The sequence below is a fragment of the Thalassospira sp. GB04J01 genome (genome assembly GCF_000751115.1).
GTDB classification, from domain to species: domain Bacteria; phylum Pseudomonadota; class Alphaproteobacteria; order Rhodospirillales; family Thalassospiraceae; genus Thalassospira; species Thalassospira lucentensis.
In genome coordinates, this window is record NZ_CCDX020000020.1 from 1 (window position 1) to 20,380 (window position 20,380).

General features: G+C 49.9%; 19 protein-coding genes. 11 read left to right on the forward strand and 8 right to left on the reverse strand.

Translation table 11 applies throughout. The annotated features are described in order from the left end of the window. Positions 1-309 precede the first annotated feature (309 nt). From AMM48_RS20210 to AMM48_RS20265, 11 genes are all read left to right on the forward strand, one after another. Positions 310-1,401 (forward strand): helix-turn-helix domain-containing protein, encoded by a 1,092-nt coding sequence (locus AMM48_RS20210; protein ID WP_101304738.1) that lies wholly within the window; start codon positions 310-312, stop codon positions 1,399-1,401. Then, the gene (locus AMM48_RS20215) at positions 1,394-1,954 is read left to right on the forward strand and encodes a hypothetical protein (RefSeq protein WP_101304739.1); all 561 of its coding nucleotides are present in this window, start codon (positions 1,394-1,396) and stop codon (positions 1,952-1,954) included. Before AMM48_RS20210 ends, AMM48_RS20215 begins: the two co-directional genes overlap by 8 nt. Continuing rightward, entirely contained in the window at positions 1,947-2,681 is a 735-nt protein-coding gene (locus tag AMM48_RS20220) for a SprT-like domain-containing protein (protein ID WP_198413568.1), read from the forward strand. Before AMM48_RS20215 ends, AMM48_RS20220 begins: the two co-directional genes overlap by 8 nt. Next, on the forward strand, positions 2,678-3,292 hold the full coding sequence (locus tag AMM48_RS22100; RefSeq protein ID WP_101304740.1) for a thermonuclease family protein: 615 nt from the start codon (positions 2,678-2,680) through the stop codon (positions 3,290-3,292). Before AMM48_RS20220 ends, AMM48_RS22100 begins: the two co-directional genes overlap by 4 nt. A 172-nt stretch (positions 3,293-3,464) precedes the next feature. Then, entirely contained in the window at positions 3,465-3,911 is a 447-nt protein-coding gene (locus tag AMM48_RS20230) for a ProQ/FINO family protein (protein ID WP_158246497.1), read from the forward strand. Positions 3,912-3,963: 52 nt separating this feature from the next. Continuing rightward, on the forward strand, positions 3,964-4,593 hold the full coding sequence (locus AMM48_RS20235) for a division plane positioning ATPase MipZ (RefSeq protein WP_101304742.1): 630 nt from the start codon (positions 3,964-3,966) through the stop codon (positions 4,591-4,593). After that, entirely contained in the window at positions 4,593-4,874 is a 282-nt protein-coding gene (locus tag AMM48_RS20240; protein WP_101304743.1) for a hypothetical protein, read from the forward strand. Before AMM48_RS20235 ends, AMM48_RS20240 begins: the two co-directional genes overlap by 1 nt. 39 nt (positions 4,875-4,913) lie before the next feature. Next, a complete protein-coding gene (locus tag AMM48_RS20245; protein ID WP_101304744.1) occupies positions 4,914-5,336 on the forward strand; it encodes a hypothetical protein in 423 nt (140 codons plus the stop codon). A gap of 289 nt (positions 5,337-5,625) precedes the next feature. Beyond that, positions 5,626-5,952, forward strand: a complete 327-nt coding sequence (locus AMM48_RS20250) for an XRE family transcriptional regulator (protein WP_198413569.1) — start codon at positions 5,626-5,628, stop codon at positions 5,950-5,952. A gap of 70 nt (positions 5,953-6,022) precedes the next feature. Then, positions 6,023-9,073, forward strand: coding sequence for an N-6 DNA methylase (locus AMM48_RS20260; protein ID WP_165792415.1), 3,051 nt, complete (start codon positions 6,023-6,025; stop codon positions 9,071-9,073). Continuing rightward, positions 9,070-9,780 (forward strand): hypothetical protein, encoded by a 711-nt coding sequence (locus tag AMM48_RS20265; protein ID WP_101304745.1) that lies wholly within the window; start codon positions 9,070-9,072, stop codon positions 9,778-9,780. Before AMM48_RS20260 ends, AMM48_RS20265 begins: the two co-directional genes overlap by 4 nt. 40 nt (positions 9,781-9,820) lie before the next feature. Here the strand turns inward: AMM48_RS20265 and AMM48_RS20270 are convergent, their stop codons facing one another. From AMM48_RS20270 to AMM48_RS20310, 8 genes are all read right to left on the reverse strand, one after another. Further along, positions 9,821-11,017, reverse strand: coding sequence for a Y-family DNA polymerase (locus AMM48_RS20270; RefSeq protein ID WP_338063627.1), 1,197 nt, complete (start codon positions 11,015-11,017; stop codon positions 9,821-9,823). 404 nt (positions 11,018-11,421) lie between these two features. Further along, positions 11,422-13,809 carry a heavy metal translocating P-type ATPase gene (locus AMM48_RS20275; RefSeq protein WP_102785556.1) on the reverse strand — a complete coding sequence of 796 codons (2,388 nt, stop codon included), beginning with the start codon at positions 13,807-13,809 and terminating at the stop codon, positions 11,422-11,424. Between the two features lie 42 nt (positions 13,810-13,851). Continuing rightward, the gene (locus AMM48_RS20280; RefSeq protein ID WP_102785557.1) at positions 13,852-15,189 is read right to left on the reverse strand and encodes an APC family permease; all 1,338 of its coding nucleotides are present in this window, start codon (positions 15,187-15,189) and stop codon (positions 13,852-13,854) included. Positions 15,190-15,196: 7 nt separating this feature from the next. Continuing rightward, positions 15,197-15,652 carry a cytochrome c gene (locus AMM48_RS20285; RefSeq protein WP_244271327.1) on the reverse strand — a complete coding sequence of 152 codons (456 nt, stop codon included), beginning with the start codon at positions 15,650-15,652 and terminating at the stop codon, positions 15,197-15,199. Positions 15,653-15,756: 104 nt separating this feature from the next. After that, entirely contained in the window at positions 15,757-16,092 is a 336-nt protein-coding gene (locus AMM48_RS20290; RefSeq protein ID WP_198413570.1) for a YHS domain-containing protein, read from the reverse strand. Between the two features lie 551 nt (positions 16,093-16,643). Then, positions 16,644-17,843 carry an ABC transporter ATP-binding protein gene (locus AMM48_RS20300; RefSeq protein ID WP_022733250.1) on the reverse strand — a complete coding sequence of 400 codons (1,200 nt, stop codon included), beginning with the start codon at positions 17,841-17,843 and terminating at the stop codon, positions 16,644-16,646. 70 nt (positions 17,844-17,913) lie between these two features. Continuing rightward, entirely contained in the window at positions 17,914-18,636 is a 723-nt protein-coding gene (locus tag AMM48_RS20305) for a copper resistance protein B (RefSeq protein WP_022733249.1), read from the reverse strand. 2 nt (positions 18,637-18,638) lie between these two features. Beyond that, on the reverse strand, positions 18,639-20,324 hold the full coding sequence (locus AMM48_RS20310; RefSeq protein WP_022733248.1) for a copper resistance system multicopper oxidase: 1,686 nt from the start codon (positions 20,322-20,324) through the stop codon (positions 18,639-18,641). Between the last annotated feature and the right edge of the window lie 56 nt (positions 20,325-20,380).

Genomic DNA, 20,380 nt, shown 5'->3' on the forward strand with positions numbered 1-20,380 from the left:
TCAAATCCTACCCCCGCAACCAGTTTTCTCTTCCTTGGCAAGTCTTAGATATAGACTCCAAGGATTCTACCGACAAGAGAAAAATGTTCGCAGGTGTCGCCCTCTAATTGGAGGCGGCACTTACGAGGTAAATTTCCCCAAAGATTTCAATAGCTTATAAAAGCAAAAAACCCGTCGGCTGCAACCAACGGGTATTTGAAAGGCTTAAACTGCCCACGTGAAATATGGGTTTCAGTTTAGGCAACGGGACCGCTATGTCAAGCGCAAAAGCGCCAAAACATTGCGATTTTATGCCTTTGCCGATAAAAAATGACGACGAACGAATCCATAACTGACAATGACGCCAGAATGGACGAGATCCAGTTTACGGGTATCGCCGCAAGGACAGATACTTATGAAGACCTTTTGCGGCTCGCAGATAGCTTTGGTGGTGCCCGTGAAGTAACAACGGCCTCCGTTGTCGGGCTTGTTTCCCGCGCAATTGCACAACGATCACCCTGCCTCACAGATCTTTCCGTCAGATTGCTGGTTGTCCTGATTGAACACGTCTATGATGAAAAGGCGTGGCGATCTGGTCGGCTCACAGTGTTCCCCGGTAACAGACGGCTGGCTGAAATTACCGGCAAGAATGAACGCTCAATCCGCCGAGCCCTTTCTCTTCTTGAGGCCAACCACTGGATAATACGACGTTACACCGAAACAAACACAAGAGCGTCTGGTAATGCGGGCATCGATCTAAGACCAGTGGCGGCACGCCTATACGAACTTCGCCAGGCGGAAAATTTCCTTGATGAGAAGATTGAAGCTGCACGGGAATACAAACGTCAGGAACGAGATGATTTGGCGCGAATGGAAGCGCAGCAGAAACCCGTTTCAGAGACACAGAAAGAGCATAAAGAGCATAAAGAGTCCGGGGGGGCGGACACATCTGTCCACCATAAATCCTACAAGCTAAATCCCGGTTCTACGAACCTTGTACAAAGCGGGGCTTCGCAAGCGACGCTTGGGCATGGATCGAACAGTTCGTTTAATGACATCGATGTGGATACTGAGATCCTGTTCTTGATGGTTCAGTCATCCCCTACTCTTCAAAAACAGCTCACAGCAGCAGAACTTTGCGAATTGGTCGGGCCGGAGCCGTCTGGAGCCGCAATCCAGTCTGTGGTTTCCGCCGTTCGGTGGATATTGACCAATCAGGTCAAGCTCAGGCCGGCTGTCTGGCGCGTGGCGCTTGACAAGCATGGATGGGCAGCGCTCGCGGCCGTTGTCGTTGCTGTTGACCGGCAGGGTGTTCGAGATCCGGCCAGCTATCTGTATTCCATGCTCAAAGCAGCTCGCTTGCGTGACACGGTTCGCCATAGCCTTCGTGCCCTGGAACGTCAGGAGGGCGGTTATGCTTGAGTTGGCTTCAAACTCTCAACGACAGGCTGAAACACTTGCTGATCGCACTGCCATGTTCCGGGCCAAAGCTCGCGCTCTTTCCCGGTTGCGGCGCTGGAATGGTGCGAGTGACATTACCGTTGCACAGCATTTGGTCGATGCCTGCGACCGCGCCCCCTTGGAAGTCAAAAGTTACATCCTTTTGCATGACATTGAGGAAGACGAAACCGGGGATCTGATCACGCCGATCAAGAACCGGATGCGTGAGCTTGGTATTTGGGTCGAGTTTGAAACCCATGTCGTCATGCCCATCCGTCGCAAGTTCACGTTGGCGGCCGGACTTGAATGGCCATGCCCGCATGCGATCCTCGAACAGATTGAAGATATCGATCAGCGTTTGAAGGCAACCGAATACCGGGATGCCGTGGACCATTTGGTTGTCGAGGATTTCTGCCCGGGCGATGTGCTGCCATATCCAGAATTCATGTTGCCCTGGAGCCCGCAGAAGGCCGAAGCGCAATTCATGGACCGGGCAATTCGCTATCTCCCTGCGTTGGGAGGTGGCAATGGGTAACATTCATCCCATCAGTGTCCCGACGCCAACAGTCGAAACCTACGGCGAGCTTCAGACCGCTTTCGATCACTTCAACCGGACGATATTCGGCGGGAAGCTGCCCGCTTGCCTCATCACGCTTCAGAGAAACAAGCGAACCTTTGGCTATTACTCCTATGAACGGTTCGTTTGCGGCAGCACAGGTGAGCTTACTGATGAAATTGCCATGAATCCGAGCTATTTCGTCGCCCGGCCTATTCGTGTGACCCTATCCACCCTTGTTCATGAAATGGCGCACCAATGGCAATTCCATTTCGGCAAGCCCGGGCGGCGTGGTTATCATAACCATGAATGGGCTGATTTCATGGAGCAGATTGGCTTGATGCCGAGCAATACAGGTGAACCGGGCGGGCGTCGTGTCGGTGAACAGATGACCCATTACATCATAGATGATGGGCCATTTGACCGTGCGTGCGCGGATCTGTTGACGACTGAATATACCTTGTCCTGGTTCGACCGCTTCCCGCCAGTAGAACCCGAAGACGTTGACCTTGGCGAGCTATCCCGCAAATCCGCTGTGGCTGCCATTCATCAGGTCACCACTGAAAACAAATCAAATCGCGCCAAGTATCGTTGCCCGTCATGCTCTGCCCAGGTCTGGGGCAAACCCGGTCTCAAAGTGCATTGCGGTGAAGAGACATGTAATGGCGTGGCATATCAGCCCGTTGGTACAGTGGGGACAGTATGAGTGATGCACTGATAACAGCCATCAAAACCGGCAACATTTTGCCGGTGGCATTCCGATTTTCTTTCACTTCGAAGTCTGTCATCCAGAAGCATTGGCCCCGGATGTTAATATTGGACTGGTTTGCGATAAGGACTACAACAATACTAAAAAAGTACCGATACAATATTGGTTCGATATTTATCTCATTCTCCATCCATCCCGTCTTTGAGGCGAGCGCTATTGAGTGTTTTCAATGGCCCTTGCGTGAAAGTCGGGGTGCCTACGCCTATGATGGCGATACGATCTACATCCGAATGCCCGGTCTACCTTCTGTGATTGCCGACATGTCAGTTCGGGTAGGTGGCGTTGATACACCGGAGATCCGTGGGCAATGTGAAGCAGAGAAAGGGCAGGCCATACAAGCGCGAGAACGTGTGCGCAGCCTTCTTGATCATGCAATTCAATCCAACATTTCGGTTCAGTTCTGTGATCCCAAGTGGGGGCGTTATGGCGGACGCGTTGTCGCATGGGTCGCAATCGGGGATGCCTGGCTACATGACATCTTGATCAATGAGGGACTTGCGCTTCCCTACGATGGCGGCATGCGCGAAGGCTGGTGCAATGCCTCATAACCGCGGACTAAAAAATACTTTTTCAGTATCAAATTAATGCTTGTCTCAAGCGACAATATTAGATATAAATAAATACTGTTTAAGTTTTTTATTAGTATAATTTTAGTATTAAATAAATATTTAGTTAGTATCGTTTGAGTTAAGTTTTTAGATAACAGGAGCGGAGGAGAAGGTGAACGACAAAAGGAAGTTTGGCGGCAATCTCTGGTCAGCAGAGCGCAAGATCCTGGCGCGGGCCTTTGAATTGAAGGCCGCACAGGAACTGCAATCTCTCCTGATCGAGAAGATCGCGATCTTGCCTGAAACATCGTCCGATCAAATCAAGCCTTTCCAGATCGGTGCCCACGACCTTTTTCGTGCCATGGCAAGTTCGGAAACCTCGCTTGCTGATTTGAAGGTCGCATTGAGGCGCTATACCGGTGCAACCGGATACCAGATGGCCATAGGCCTTGATGAAAGTGTTCGCTACCGTTTGGACGGTTCAGTTGATGCCCCTGTGTCAGATGACAATCGCGAACATGCGCGTACCATCGTTAAACGGCGATTTGCAAAGATGCGTCAAAGCCATGTTGGGGCGAAAGATACTCAGGTACGAGAACGCGCCAACTCAGGTACATGAAAAATATTTTACCGATACTGATTATGTATTGATTTAATTCAGGAGCAATGCTGTGATTGTCTTGTTTGGAAGCCGCAAGGGTGGTTGTGGAAAATCGACGACGGCGGTTAATGTTTGTGCCGCTCTCGCACACCGTGGGAATGATGTCGTGCTGGTGGATGCCGACCCTCTAAGCACTGCTGCAAAATGGGTTCTGGATCGGGATGAAAACCCCGACCTTCCCAAAGTCCACTGCGTTCAGAAATATGACAATATCCGGGACACTCTGGTCGATATGAACAATCGATACGAGTATGTGATTGTTGATGCACCGGGGAAAGACAGTCGGGAGCTTCGCACAGGAATGACAGCGGCTCATAAGCTGATCGTACCTTTCAAGCCCTCGAATGCGGACCTGGATACTTTGGGCGAACTGCAAAAAATCATTGTTGAAGCACGGGATTTCAATCCTGGGCTTGAAGTCCATGGTCTTATGGCGATGGTTCCCACCAATCCAGTCATTCGTGAACGTGAAGAGGCTCGTGAATATCTGGCAGACTTTCCCGAAATCGAGTTGCTTGCCGAGGTCATCTGTGAGCGCAAGGTTTATCGGGATGCCCTTCCGGAGGGTCGTAGTGTCGTCGAGATGGACAACCCCAAGGCAGCTTCCGAGATCAATGCTCTGATACAAAGGATATTTTGATGGTCAAGCGACGTGAGCAGAAAAACTCGGAGATACCTAACGTTGATCCCAAGCGGGTTGAAGAATTTGCAAGCCGGGTGGATGAAGGTGCCAAGCCCGGCCGGATGGGGCGGCCGCCAAAAGCCCCAGGCATGAAACGTGATTACAAGGCGATCAGCTTACCATTCAACCAAGCGGAGTGGGAGCTTCTGGAGGAAGCAGCCGAGAAGTCTGGGCGTTCCAAGAACAACTTCATTCGCTGGGCTATAGCCAAGGCGGCGGACGATTTATTCGGGGAATAATCGAATTTTGTTCAGGTGCAACCAAGAGGAGTAATTTTAATGCACGCCCTTAAAAAGTCCCTAATCGTTTTGGCTTTCGTGACCAGTTCCGCTTATGCAAATGAGCTTCCGGAGAAGACGTTTCCTATCACAGATACTTACGCCGTAAAACCTGCCGGGGACGGTTGGGCACATGATACCTGCAACATCCACAAAGGGGACTCTGTTGTTCTCCTGGGGCATGCGGAAGAATTCGGTTACCTGATGACTTATGAAAGCGAGATGGTCCTACCAGAAGAGCTCAACAACGGATGCCAGCACGGTCAGGATGTATGGCTAACACCTGATCAGTACAAAACTGTCCAGCAGGCTCGTGAGGATGCTGGACGTGCAGCCCGCCAACAGGCTGAATATGATCGAATTCGACAGAAGAATAGCAACGCTTCATCAGGAGCATGTCTTCTTGACAATTCATGTGACTAACCAGCCATATTCATAATTGGAGTTGAGCTCGAATATGCTTGTAGCAATCTCCGTAAAGTGATCTATCCATTACAATGTTATACGTCTCTCCAGTCTTGCTTCGGAACCGTCAACAGTTGCAGGTTCGGTCTGCTCTAGGCCAATGAAAAAAGCGTCAGTTCACGCACGGATCTACCGAGTGGATTGATGTTCTGGTGCTTGGTGCCCTAGTAGATCCGGATCCCGTCGCTTCACCCTCCCCCTGTCTCGTACATGTTTATTTGATTGCTCCACATGATTCTATGTGTGAATGTACATAAAATTATGTGTTCAGGGCTTTGATGCAATGGTTTATGAAAAGTTTCTCCACGATCTCGCGCGAGCAGGCCTAAGCGTCAGGGCGTTTGCCGAATTAATTGGAATGAACCCTAATTCTGTTTCAAATTACGCCCGTTCAGGTGTGGTTCCTGACCATTTGGCGATCATTGCAGCACTCGTGGCTGAGATGGGCGTTAATGGGCTCGATTTCCAAGGGCTGTTGGCGAAGGTGGAACTAACCGCTAAAAAGCCTCGCGGCCGAGCAAAGTCCGGCCAGTTCGGGGGCGACCGGCAGGTGCCACTGGATCTTGACGAATGATAACGTTCTATTCTCTCTTGCAATATCGAGCTAACCATTTGGGTTGGCTACTCTGGTTCGAGGCAGAACTATGATCGGTATGATCAATATCCTTGATGATCTGGGCGCTGATCGCGACGGCATTCGTCTATTCCACAATCCGGCGCCAGAGTTGCTTGCCTATTCGACAATTCTCATGGCTCGCGAGAGTGACGACGATTTACGCCTGGTTGAAGGTGTTTATGAGTGGCAAGGGTGCCCGTTAGTATTCCTTGTAGATGGCGACCGGCTAAACGGAGACCTTGAGCAGCTTAAGCGAATTCGACGGATTCTCGCCATGCGAGGTGATGCGCCATACCTCGGAGTGGTTTTCCCAGGAAGGTTGGATGTATATCGGATCGCACTAGATCGCCATGCTCTTTCTAAGGTGCGCGTTGATGCCGGCGTCTCCGATGATGAAACTTGGCTTACCTTGCCGCGCTTGGCGAACCTGCGCCCGGCTGCTGAAGTCAATGATAGGACGTGGATCACCGGCGTCATTCTGAAATTACTTGATCAAGCTATATCGTCTCTCAAAGCCGATGCCGACCTTTCGGGTGAGGACGCGATATCATTGGTCGGACGGGCGCTCTTCATGCGTTTTCTTGCTGATCGCGGTTTACTGCCTTCAGCTAAGGATATTACGGGGAGGTATACGTCGGTCAACGAAGCTAGCCCTGAAGAACATGAGCTGTTCGACCAACCAGATTTAGTGCGCCTCTCTTGTTTGTGGCTAGATAAGACCTTCAACGGTGAGCTGCTCCCGTTGTCAAATGCAGTGTTTCCGAAACTTACCTTGGAAGCATGTCATGTGCTTGGTAATATTCTGCGGCGCGCTGAGGGTGGCCAACTGTCACTGGGATGGAGAGAACAGTGGGATAATCTGGATTTCTCACACATTCCGGTCGGTGTGCTTAGCCAAGCTTATGAGTATTATCTGCGAAAGCATGCCCCAAAGAAGCAACAGCAGGAGGGAGGCTTTTATACTCCTCATCCGATTGCCAATTTGATGGTTTCGGCGGCGTTTCGTGGATTGGATAGTCAGGGCATTTCTGCCGCCGCGCGGATATTGGACCCCGCAGCCGGCGCAGGCGTTTTTCTGCTTGCGGCGTTTCGTGAGTTAGTTGCTGCGCGTTGGAGATCCGACGGTCAAAGACCTGGCACGACGGCGCTCCGCGAAATCCTTTATGGTCAAGTCCGAGGGTTTGACATCAACGAAGAAGCGTTGCGTTTTTGCGCTCTTGGTCTCTACTTGCTTTCAATTGAACTCGACCCCAATCCTCGACCGGTGGACAAGCTACACTTCGACGATTTGCGCGGGGTCGTTTTGCATCGTCCAATCGACACCACTGATATTGATCGCCCCGAAGCAAAGCAACTGGGTAGCCTCGGCCCACTAATTAGTAAGGAGCATGATGGTCAGTACGACCTAGTGATTGGGAACCCACCGTGGGCCAGTGCGACCGGACTGGAAGACTGGAGGCTCCTGCTTGCGGAAGTTCACGATATCGCTCGAAGCAGAGGCCTAGCCGATATCGCTCCTCCTTCTTTGCCCAACGCAGTTCTTGATTTACCGTTTGTCTGGCGAGCAATGCGTTGGGCAAAGCCTGATGCTCAAATCATATTTGCACTACATGCGCGCTTCCTCTTCCAGCAAGGGGATGGTATGCCGCTTGCCAGACAGAGCCTCTTGGAAGCGATTGATGTGACATCGATCATCAACGGCTCTGAGCTACGCCGGACAAAGGTCTGGCCGAGCATTTCGGCTCCGTTTTGCCTCCTCTTTGCCGTTAACCGACCTTCGCATACAGCGTCCGGATTTCGGATGCTTACCCCTCGCTATGAAAAGAGCTTCAATAACGCCGGAGTAATGCGGATCGACGCGGCTAACGCATACGTTGTGCGTCCACAAGACCTGCGGGAGCGTCCGGAAACACTGAAGATCCTATTTCGCGGTAGTGAGGCTGATCTTTCGCTAATTGATAGGGTGAGGCGAGGCAGTTTCACGAAGCTAAGCCGCTATTGGCAGGAGTTATGTGACGGGGAGCTTGCCAGTGGAAACGGCTACCAAAAAATTCGAGATAGTAGCAAGAGGCAGGATGATGGAAATATCGGTGAGGACGCTACTCCAATGCATGGGCTTCCTCATCTTGATGACGTGTCGTCAGCGACCTTAGTCATTGACCCCTCACGGCTTCCGGCTTTTGGTGCGAAGCGCCTTCATCGTGCGCGAGATAGAGCGATCTATAACGGACCGATCTTGCTCGTTCGCAAATCTCCGCCAGCCAAGCTACAGAGGATACAGGTGTCAGTCTGCGATCAAGACATTGTATTCAATGAGAGCTGGTATGGGTTTAGTGCCAAGGGAGCTGATAAAGCTTCTTTGTTGACTCGCTATCTTGCACTTGTACTTGGTAGTCGCGTCGCGCTTTGGATATCTCTGATTACCAGTGGCGAATTCGGCTTTGAACGTGAGGTTGTTGAGAAATCCATCCTTGAGGAGGTCATGATTCCTCCGTTTGAAACACTTTCGCAGGATAAGGTGCGGGAGGTGCGCGACCTTTTTGCTCGGTTGGAAGAAGAGGGCGGTGATGTTTGGCCAGACGTCGATGTTTGGGTCGCAAAACTGTATGGGTTGGGCGAACGGGACGTGACCATTATCGAAGATACGTTGCGGTTCAATCTCCCTTATGCCTCAAATCGGGAGTTGGCACAGAGCGAACCTTCAATCGACCAGATCGAAAACTATTGTCGAACGCTGGAGGCCGAACTCGCCAGATTTGCACAACGCTTCGAATGTACTGTTCGTGTAGACTATGCTCCTACTCGACAATCGTCCCCTTGGCACGTGCTTAACATTTCTACGTCCCGCGACACTGAAACTGAAAACCAGATGGTGAGTTCACTTGCCGAGATTCGTACTCTTACCGCAGTTGCTGATCGCACCAGTGCGACTGAAATAATCATGGACAACGGCAAGCATCGCTTAGCTATTTTGATCCTTGCTCAATCCCGATACTGGAGCGAAACACAAGCACGCCTTGCTGCCCAGCGTATAATCTGGTCAAGACCGGAGTTGTTTACGGAGCTTCCTGCGGTATGAGCAGAACGCCCTCGATGTTGCAAGATCATTTGTCAGAATTGATCCGCGGGCAAGAGTTGCCGCTGCCGGCACTTGATCACTTGCATGTTGAAGTCATCCTAGAACTACTGCAGAACGCCTATACTGGCATCAAAGCGGACTACCATGCGGCAGTCTCCAGCGGCGAAGAGAAACATCTAAACAGTTTAATGGTTGATCGCTTGAACCATCTAGTAGGCGAGAACTCTTTGGCCAGTCTGTTGGTTAGGTCGGTTTCTCGTGGTACGGAAACGAAGAATTACGACGCAACCCGTTTTGAGATGCGGCCTGATATCCAGATTTCCCTGACGAGCCGGCAGCACTTGTTTCCGTTGATTGTTGAATGCAAGCTCATCCATATAGCGAAGGGAAAGACAGTTGACCTCTATTGCCGGGATGGTTTAGCTCGGTTTACAACTGGCGACTACGCTTGGACTAATCAGGAGGCCCTGATGCTAGCCTACGTCAGGGACGGGGTTTCTACCACCAGCCACCTAAGTCCATTTCTCGAGGCGGCAACGCGACGTTCACCACCTGAGTATGCAGTGGTGTCACTACCACAAAAATGCGCGGTCTCATTGCCTGATGCCGCCCGATCCGAGCATGGGCGCTACTTCAAATATGTGCATGGTGGCCAAGGTGGCAAATTACCAGGGGATATTGCTGTGTGGCACTTATGGGTTAGCTAAAAAAAGCAGGTAGAAACGGTGTTATAAGGCTAACAGGTGTCTAACGGATTACAGGAATGTCACGCCATCTGGTCGTATAGCATGGTGACCGATTGCTGGAAGTCATAAACCAGTCCAGACCATTCGCTCGGGGCCTTCTACCAATTGTCACAACCTCCTTCCCAAATCTTCCCTCAAGCTGATCAATCGCTTTCATCAAGCTGTTGTTCGTTTGACATTGCCCTGTGAAAAGGTCTCTTGGTGCATCCTGCGGATTGCACAAACCTAGCATTAGAATGCCGGCTTTTTTCACTTCCAACCCGTCAGTCCAGATCCGCTGCATGTTTTGGCCAACTAAGTTATTCATGGTCCTGGTATCATTAGTGGCCGGTGTCAGAGTCAGTTCAAAACCACGGGAGAACTGTGGTCGATTTATCTTGAATCTGTTGCTTAGAATGAAGAGTTGAAACCTGCGTGCGACTAAATTCATACGACGAAGCTTCGAGCACGCTCGACCAGCAAAAGAGATCAAAGCTTCTCTCAGCATTTCCCTGTCGTTAATCTCTTTCCCAAAGGAGCGGGACACAGAAACGGTTTCCCGCGAGGCTGGGCTGTCATCGAGATCGATACAGCGAATGCCGCGCAGTTCGCGCACGGTTTTCAGGCCGCCGACCGTCATCATGTTCCGTGCGGCTGTATCAGGCATATCGCGAAGTTGGAGGGCAGAGGTAACGCCGATGGTCGAGAGCTTGAGGGCGAACTTTCGCCCAACTCCCCAAACGTCGCCTGCCTCAGTGCGCTCCAGGGCGAGGTCAATCGATTTCTGATCATTGAGGACAACCACGCCTTTTGCCTTGGGGGATTTCTTTGCCAAGCGGTTTGCTAGTTTCGCCAGCGTTTTTGTGGTCGATATGCCGATCCCGACAGGTATCCCGGTTTCGCGCAGAATCTTCGCTTTCAGGTCCCGTGCCCATCGATCATGATCAATGGGCATTTTGTCCAAGTCGATGAAAATTTCATCAATCGAATAGATTGCGCTGTCCGGCACCTCGTTTGCTATGAGCGTCATCACCCGTCGGCTGATATCGCCATAAAGCGCATAGTTGCTGGATTTGACGATCACGTCATGCCGACGTACCAGGTTGCGGATCTGGAACAGAGGTTGCCCCATCTTGATCCCCAACTCCTTTGCTTCAGGGCTTCGTGCAATCGTACATCCGTCCTTGCTTACATTACATTTAATATAGTTCGTTATTATTCAGAGATCTGATTTAAAAGAGTAAATACAAATATATTATTATTTTTGTTCACACAAAAACTGTTCAGTCAAATTGTATAGGCGGTTAGAAGATAAATGCATCAACACTGACTCGATGAAAATAGATTGGCCAATTGATGATGATCGCATGTATGTAACCCTACAATGTAAATATACAGGATTGCATCTATCGGTGCGTAAACTCGAAATTATCAAGGTGAAAATAGATTTCTGGCTACCAAGTGTAAAAAGTCGACAGATGAGTTTTGGGAACGGATCAGAAGATATTTAAAGTTCTGAGTGCTGGTTGGTATGTCATTTAAAATGGGCGAGGGGCGAACTGTCCTGTATTAAAGTCAGCCTTGTCTGGTTCACCCCTCGCCCAATCAGTCAATATTGGGATGCTAGTAACTTGCTCGACGTAACCTCAGTGCATTCGCAATGACTGATACCGAGGATAAGCTCATGGCTGCAGCTGCAAACATTGGTGAGATGAGAATGCCAAAGAACGGATAGAGCAGACCCGCAGCAACAGGCACACCGGCTGCGTTATAGACCATCGCAAAGAAGAGGTTTTGCCGGATATTGCGCATCGTTGCTTCCGAGAGTTCTCGGGCTCTAACAATCCCGCTCAAGTCACCTTTGACGAGGGTGAAACCAGCACTTTCAATTGCAACATCAGCGCCCGTACCCATCGCAATTCCGACATCAGCCTGAGCAAGAGCAGGGGCGTCGTTGACGCCGTCACCTGCCATGGCTACCTGATGGCCTTCAGCCTTGAGTTCCATAATTAAATTGGCTTTGTCTTCTGGGGAGACATCGGCCCGAATCTCGTCAATGGAAAGTTTATTGCCAACGGATTTTGCTGTTCGTTGGTTGTCACCGGTTGCCATGACGATTCTGAAGCCTTGCTTCTTGAGCGCCTTTAAAGCCTCCAATGTCGTGTCCTTGATCGGATCGGCTACGGAAATGAGCCCGGCAATTCTTCCATCAATAACGACATGCATTACCGTCTCCCCCATATCTCGCCGATCATTTGCTGTTTTATCAACAGCAGAATGATCGATATTGAGAGTCTGAAGGAGTTTACTATTACCTAGGGCAACCGACTTGCCATCCACCTTTCCGGTGACGCCCTGACCGGTTACAGCTTCAAAGTCCTCTGCCTTATCAAGGGACAAGCCGCGCTCCTGAGCAGCACTAACAATGGCGTCAGCCAATGGATGTTCGGATCCTTTTTCGAGCGCCGCAGCGGCAGAAAGAACTTCCTCCTCCTGATAGTCTGATTGAGCGATTACACCTGCTAGTTTCGGTTTACCCTCTGTCAAAGTCCCGGTTTTATCGACGATGAGCACATCGACCTTCGCAAATCGCTCCAGGGCCTCTGCATTTTTAATGAGCACACCAATTTGCGCACCACGACCGGTAGCGGTCATGATTGACATTGGTGTTGCCAAACCAAGAGCGCAAGGACACGCAATGATCAGAACAGCGACTGCTGCGACAAGCCCGTATGACAATGACGGATCTGGTCCCCAGATGGCCCAAGCGACGAAGGCAACTAAAGCAACTAGGATAACAGCAGGCACAAACTTGCCTGCAACCGTGTCTGCAACCTTTTGGATTGGCGCTTTGCTTCGCTGAGCATTGGAGACCATATCAACGATTTGGCTCAAGACAGTATCTTTGCCAACCCGTTTGGCTTGGATAATCAGGCTGCCATTCCCGTTGATTGTTGCTCCGGTTACATCATCATCTGGATTCTTTTCAATTGGAACGGGTTCACCCGAGATCATGGATTCATCAACTGACGATCGTCCTTCAACGACAACGCCATCGACAGGTATCTTGTCACCTGGACGAACTCTCAAGCTCATTCCGACGGTCACATCTTCAAGAGGAACTTCCCGTTCAGAACCATCATCTTCAATAATGCGGGCTGTTTTTGCAGCAAGACCCAATAACGCCTTGATTGCCGAACCGGTTCGTTCCCGAGCCCCCAATTCCAACAGTTGGCCAAGAAGCACAAGTACAACGATGACAGCTGCAGCTTCGAAGTACACACCGACATGTCCCTGTGCATCTCTGAATCCATCAGGAAAAATGTCAGGAGAAATCACTGCGACGACGCTAAATATATAAGCTGCGCTAACACCCATCCCGATCAATGTGAACATGTTGAGAGAACGGTTCACCACAGAATTCCATCCACGAACCATGAAAGGGAAGCCAGACCACAGGACGACAGGCGTTCCAAGAATTAACTCAACCCAAAGAGTAACGCGTTCTCCAATCATTTCCCGGATGAAACCCAAACCAACAAAGGGCCCCATCGTTAGGACAATCAGCGGCACCGTAAGAGCTGCGCCTAACCAGAATCTCTTTTTGAAATCCTGAATCTCGGGGTTTGGTTCGTCATTTTCTGTTGGTATATCCATCGGTTCCAGTGCCATTCCGCAGATCGGACAGGAACCAGGTCCGGATCGTATGATCTCTGGATGCATCGGGCAGGTGTAGCGGCGAGAAGCGGATGACGAAGCGCTGTTTGCAGCAGATGTCTCTTCTTCTGCGGACAATACACTTTCAGGAGCGCTATCGAAATTTCCCTTACATTTTTGGGAACAGAAATAATATGTCTCACTGCCGTACCGCGAGTGTGGCGTATCGGAATCCACAGTGACCGACATACCGCAAACAGGATCGGTTGCATGTTCTGCTTGATCGGACGTTCGTTGATTATGCTGGTGCTTCTTATGATGATGCTGGTGCTTCTTATGATGATGCTCAGACATGGTCTGCTTCCTGCTGTTATGCCTCAATGTCACTGCGGTTTATCAATGTCCTGAGTGATCGTGACTGTGCGCCTTGGCCGACTGGTTTATCCAATTTGACAGGAACCAACGTTCAAAAATGAACACAGAAACAATCATCAAGGTTGCAATGAGAACAATGGATGGGTCGCTTTGCAATTTCATGCCGGCGAAAACGAGCAATACGATGATGTCAAAGACAATCGCTGTAAGCATAACAAAGCCGCGTGCACCTATTTCCTGCCGTAGATACTTAAAGCATCCCCAGTGGATGAGCACATCCATGACGAGATAGAAAAACACTCCAAGTGAAGCGATCCGGCTTAAATCAAAAAAGATTGTCAACAGCGCTGCCACGACAACCGTGTAAACAAGCGTGTGGTCTTTAATTGAACCTGACATTCCAAAATGACTGTGTGGGATCATCTCCATGTCGGTCAGCATGGCGAGCATTCTTGAGACAGCAAACACGCTTGCAAGCAAACCGGAGGCCGTCGCAACGACTGCGAGTAGCACAGTCAGATAAAATCCGGTGGGGCCCAATGCAGGTGCTGCGGCTTCGGCAAGGGCATAGTCTTTGGCTTTTATGAGTTCATCCAAGCTGAGGCTTGAGCCAACAGCGAGCGCCACGAGAATATATACGACAACACAAATCAGGATTGAGTACGTGATCGCACGGCCAACATTCTTGTGTGGGTTCACGATTTCAGCACCGCTGTTTGTGATCGTAGTGAACCCTTTGAAGGCTAGAATTGAAAGAGCAATTGATGCAACAAAACCGGCTAATGGAAAGCTCGCGCTGTCGGTTGATGAGGGTTCGAATGAATATCCGCCAACCCACAGAGCTGCAATCGCGAACAACGCAATTCCACCGATCTTCAATGCGGCCATGACCATCGAAAGCAGGCCAACCGATTTGTTGCCTGCTCTGTTGACAGCATATGCAAAAATGATCAGGCAGACACCCAAGACCGGTATAAGAACTTCAAACTCTGTCAGGTCAAAAGCCCGCAAAACATAGGTTCCGAATGTTCTTGCCACCAAACTCTCGTTGATGACCATCGAAAAGGCCATCAGCAATGCTGAGCCACCTGCTATGGCTCCTGGCCCGTATGCTTTTTGAAGGATCATTCCAATCCCGCCCGCTGACGGGAAAGCATTTGACATCTTGATGTAGGTGTATGCACTAAGAGCAGTGACAAGTGCGCCAAACAGGAACGACAACGGGAACCACTTTCCCGCAAGTTCGGCAATTTGTCCCGTCAAAGCAAAAATTCCTGCCCCGATCATAACACCGGTGCCCATGGATATGGCGCCAACGAGCGAAATGCTATTTTTCTTGTATTCTGACTGATGATCCATCTCTGCCTCACATTTGATGTTGTTGGTACGCGATGCCGTTTGCTTCCTGTAGCTCACGTACGTAACGAATGATCCGCGATACCTGTTCCGAACTTACCTGAGGTTGGGGCGGCATATCGCCGAAGGGCCAGTGATGTTGTTTCGCCCCGTTTTGGACAGCTAGATAGAATGCGCGATCTGAATGATGTCCCGGATTGTAAATCTTGTGCATCAGTGGCGGGCCTTGTTCCGTACCGGTTGCATTGCGTCCGTGACAAGCAACACAGTTCATATCGAAAAGCTGTTTTCCTACCATTACTTCCTTGCTGAAGCTGGGGAGCGCAATCCCGTTATCGTTCAGTTCAAGATCTTTGATGTCATCTTTCCCGGGCAGAAACGAATTCAGGGTCATGGCGATGATCCCTACTGCGAAAAAACCGATGACCAAATACTTTGACCAATTGATTTCTTTTTTCATTTTCATCGGGCCATTATTTGTTGCGTATGCATCGAATTTTCGATGAAAGGTGATGAGGATGTGAATTGAGCAACCTTAGCCAGACTGAGGCTGCCTATAATTTCGCTGAACTAGCCTTGCGATACATGAATTTGTCGGCTAATTGCGCTGCTACCGACATAGGTATCTGGCGACATTTCAAATTTCGAACGGCAGGCATCTGAACAAAAGTAAAATACGTCACCGCCATGAATGGTTGTTTTGGCGATACGTGGGTCTACAGTTTGATGACAAACCGGATCCGCGGCGGAATGAGGGTGCTCCCATCGGATGGCCTCAACGTTACCATCCGCTTCGCTCTTATTGCGGGTGTGCTTTTTGTGGCGAAACATGTGGGCACCGCAGCCAAAGCGCATCATCAAAACGATGAAGGCTCCCCAAAGCAACCAACTGAGAATATTTTCCATTTCTCTTTGCCATCCCATAAATACCTTTAAGTCCGACTGTTTTGTATGAAAACAGCATGGTGCCGAATACCGACGCTCAATCTGTACGCAAGCCATCGGCACGCGCAGAAATCAGAACAGTTATTCGCTATTTGTTTGGGAGGATCAGAATATGGGAGGTTGGAAAATCCATGACCGAGATACCGGTTGAAGGGACATTTCTTCTATCCCGTTCTGTACAGGAGAAAACTCGGAAATCGGTAGGATAATCTCGGTAAGGACCGCTGATGTGGAGTGACAAGAAACCTGAGGGCAGCACGAAGTCAGATCATGTTGGTGATCAATGTCGAAATCACTGATTTCTGCAGAATGCGCAGGAAAGGAGCCACTGGACGCGACTGCAATATGGGGAGCAAGCATTATAGTACTGATCCCGACAAGCAGGATCAGTACGGCGCGTATAAGTGCTTGCTGTGCATTCATTGATGAAATTCCCTCTGGGCAGAAGGTAACACATATGCCCCTGAATATCGAGTTACGTTGACCTACCTCAACTATGGGTAAGTTTTTTTTTACCCTGCTTCAGATAGAACCGTTACATCTGCAAACTGATTGTCCGTAATCTCGATTTCCTTGGAGATGTAAGGTTTGATTTCGGAGTATCTGACATGAGCATCGGCTTGCGCCTGATAGTAACGAAAGAGCTCTTTGAGCGGAGCGCCCATGTCTTTGTATGCAGTTAATACTGCGATTAGTGCTCCGAGCGTGAGGTCGCCCTTTATCACCAGATACCCCCCTATTGTGTAAAAGAAGAATGGCGTCATCTGAGATATAAAGTTGTTTAAAGACTTCATGGCGAACTTGTTTTTGTGGATAGAAAGACGAAGATCATGAAGTCGTTTGTATGACCCGTAAATATCCCGAGCACTTGGCTGGTGGTCGTTTGAGATATTCCCGATCTTCTCCCCGAGAACCCTGACTTCTTTCAGCCGCGTTCGAGACAAAGCATTAATTTTCTTTTGAAATCTGGGAATGACAAAAATCTGAAGCGGCAACAGTGCTGTTGCGGCGATGCCCAAGACCAAATCTTGCACGAGCATGAAAGCCAGAATAGTCAGGAACGTGCCACCTTGTAACAAAGGTAATACAATGGACTCCGATGCATACCCAGCTACGGGCTCTACCTCCTGAACAATAACCGGAATTAATTCCCCGCCTCTGGGGGACGGCTTTCGAAAGCTGAATTTTGAGATGTCGAGCCGCAGGCGGCGTGACATGTGTTCTGCCAACGCACCGGATTGCAAATTGACCTGGTATTTCAATCCACCATGTAAGCCAATTGCCAAGAGGAACAGCATGCATAGTGCAAGCAACGTCTGCGTCTGTGACAGTTCTATACCCATATACATGATTGGGAAGTGTCCGGACTCTATGGCGTTGTTGATGATTAGCTTCGGTAGTTCGAGACTCATGTAAAGTGCCGGTAGTGACGTTATTGCCAGCAGGCCCAGTTTTAGCTGTCGTTTCCATGATGCTCTGAATATGTACTGCAGGAGCGGTGTTCCGTTCTTTGAGAAGGATTTTTGAGCCTGCCACGCAAGAACAGATTTGCGGCGTTTTAAAAGCCTGTATCCCGTTGCACTGAGAATAATAATAAGTGCAACCGGAACCCCAAACACAACCAAATGGAAGACAAAATGAACCCACCAGTGTGCGTCGCTTGATATGTAGTGCGTTAAACGGTGCCCCATATCGTGGACGATTTCCATCATCTGTGTCAGGTTCCTTCAAAAGGTTCGATAAAAACAGACAGGGAGGAAAATCCTCCCTGTCAGATGAAGCTTAGAAAAGAAGGCGGAGACCGGTCACGAGGTAAGTTGCTTCGTAATCCTCGCCGTCGTCTTTTGCAAAGTCTGCGGTTTTGCCAAGTTTGCGTTCATAGGCAACCCCAATGTACGGTGCAACGGCTCGGTCGATTAGATCATAGCTAAGCCGCAGTCCGATTTCTGCGCTTGAAAACCCGCGCCCGACCTCAATTTCGCGATCCTCAGAGAATGCTGCATTCAGCTCAAGCGAAGGCGTGAGGATTAAACGATTGGTCAACAAGCCTTCGTACTCAACATCAAGTCGCGCACTACCGTCTCCGGTTTCGCTGACAAACAGGTCAGCGTCGACTTCAAACCATTGAGGAGCAAGCCCCATGATACCAACCGTTCCATACCAACGATCTGTTGTGCTTGGCGTATCCAGACGAATACCGGCCTTGGCATCAAAGAAGTCACTGATTGGTGTTTGCAGGACCAGCCTGTTCTCGAAGTTTTCGTAAAGGTCGTTTTTGAGATCACGCTCGCCTTCGCCTTGCCAGCGCAGCTTCAACTCATCGGTTCCTACAAATGCGTCACCATCCCAAACAAAGAGATTTTCGTCTTCATCACCTGATCGGTATTCAAACTGCTCCATTTGAATGCCATAGAAGATGTGATTGTCTGCTTTGGCAGTGAACGAGAAGGACAGGATCGTGGCAAGAACACCACCACCAATCGCGGCCAAAGTTAGGGTTTTCATTGTTATTGAACTCCATTCTCAAGTGCTGCGACGGCTGGACCGCCCTCAACAATCACTTTGCGGAACATTCCAGAAGCCATGTGATAGCTCAAATGACAATGGAACGCCCATTGCCCTGGTTCATCAACTTCGGTTTCCGAATAAACAGTCATGCCTGGATTGATATTGATGGTGTGCTTTACCGGATCCCATTTACCGTTACCGGTATCGAGGATTGACCACATCCCGTGCAAATGCATCGGGTGTGACATCATGGTCTCATTGACGAACTTGAACCGTACCCGTTCGCCATATTTCAAGCGGATAGGTTCTGCATCTTCGTATTTGACGCCATTGATTGACCAAGTATAGCGCTCCATGTTTCCCGTAAGACGCAGTTCAATTTCACGCGTTGCCGGCCGCTCCGGATACAAGGGCTTCTGTGCCTTCAAGTCGGCATAAGATAAGAACTTGCCGCCATTCGCTGCTTTTGGTGTCAAACCACTGCCAGCGGCATAGAAAGGATCATCTTTGGACATCGCCATCTGAGAGTGATCCATCCCGGCCATATTCGAATGGTCCATTCCAGCCATGCTGTTCTCGTTACCACTGCTCATTGAGGAATGGTCCATCCCGGGCATGTTCCCGTGATCCATCCCCATATCAGCCATTGTCAACAACGGAGCGTCCATGCGTCTGGCTGGCATTTCAGCTTTCAGCCCTTCTTGCGGCGACAGCGACCCGAATGCATAACCCGAGCGCCCCATCGATTCCGCCATGATTGCGTAAGGTTTATCTGCGGTCGGCTGAACAATCACATCGTAGGTTTCTGCAACCGAAATGCGGAATTCATCAACCTTGACCGGTTGAACGTTGTTGCCGTCGGCCTGCACAACAGTCATTTCAAGTCCCGGAATACGGACGTCGAAGTAAGTCATGGCAGATGCATTGATGAAGCGCAGGCGCACACGTTCATTGGCCTTAAACAGACCTGTCCAGTTCTGCTCTGGTGACTTTCCGTTGATCAGACCGACAAATCCCTGAACATCTTCGATGTCGGTCGGCATCATGCGCATGCTGCCCCAGTCACCACGTTCCGACAACGTCGCACCGAAGCCATTTTCAGAGACATCACTGATGAAATCGCCAAGGGTGCGTTGGTTGCGATTATAATAATCGGGCATCATTTTGAGGTTGCGCAAAATACGTGCGCCGGAATGCGGGTGCTTGTCTTTCAGGACAACCACATACTCCCGGTCGAACTTGAACGGTTCTCGCTTTTTGGGTTCGATAATGATCGAACCATACGCCCCGTCCGGCTCCTGAAAACCGGAATGGCTGTGGAACCAGTAGGTACCGCTTTGCGAGACTGGAATGCGATATGTGAATGTTTCACCAGGCGCAATCCCCGGAAAGCTGATTTCCGGCACCCCGTCCATCTGATAGGGCAAAATAAGTCCGTGCCAGTGAATGGACGTTGCCTCATCAAGATTGTTGGTCACCTTGATGACAGCCTCTTCGCCTTCCTTCAAACGCAAGGTCGGACCAGGGGAAGACCCATTATATCCGATACCTGTGGTTTTCATTTCACCGGTATCAATTGTAACGTAATCAACAGACAGATCGTAATTCGCCGCATTGGCTGTCGAAGACACAGCAATAGCGGCCAGCACACCCCAAAGGGCACTGCGGGCAAATTTCTGTTTCATTTTTTGAAATCCAAAAAGATCAGGTGCGCCAGAGGCCCAAGGGAGAAAAACCTCTG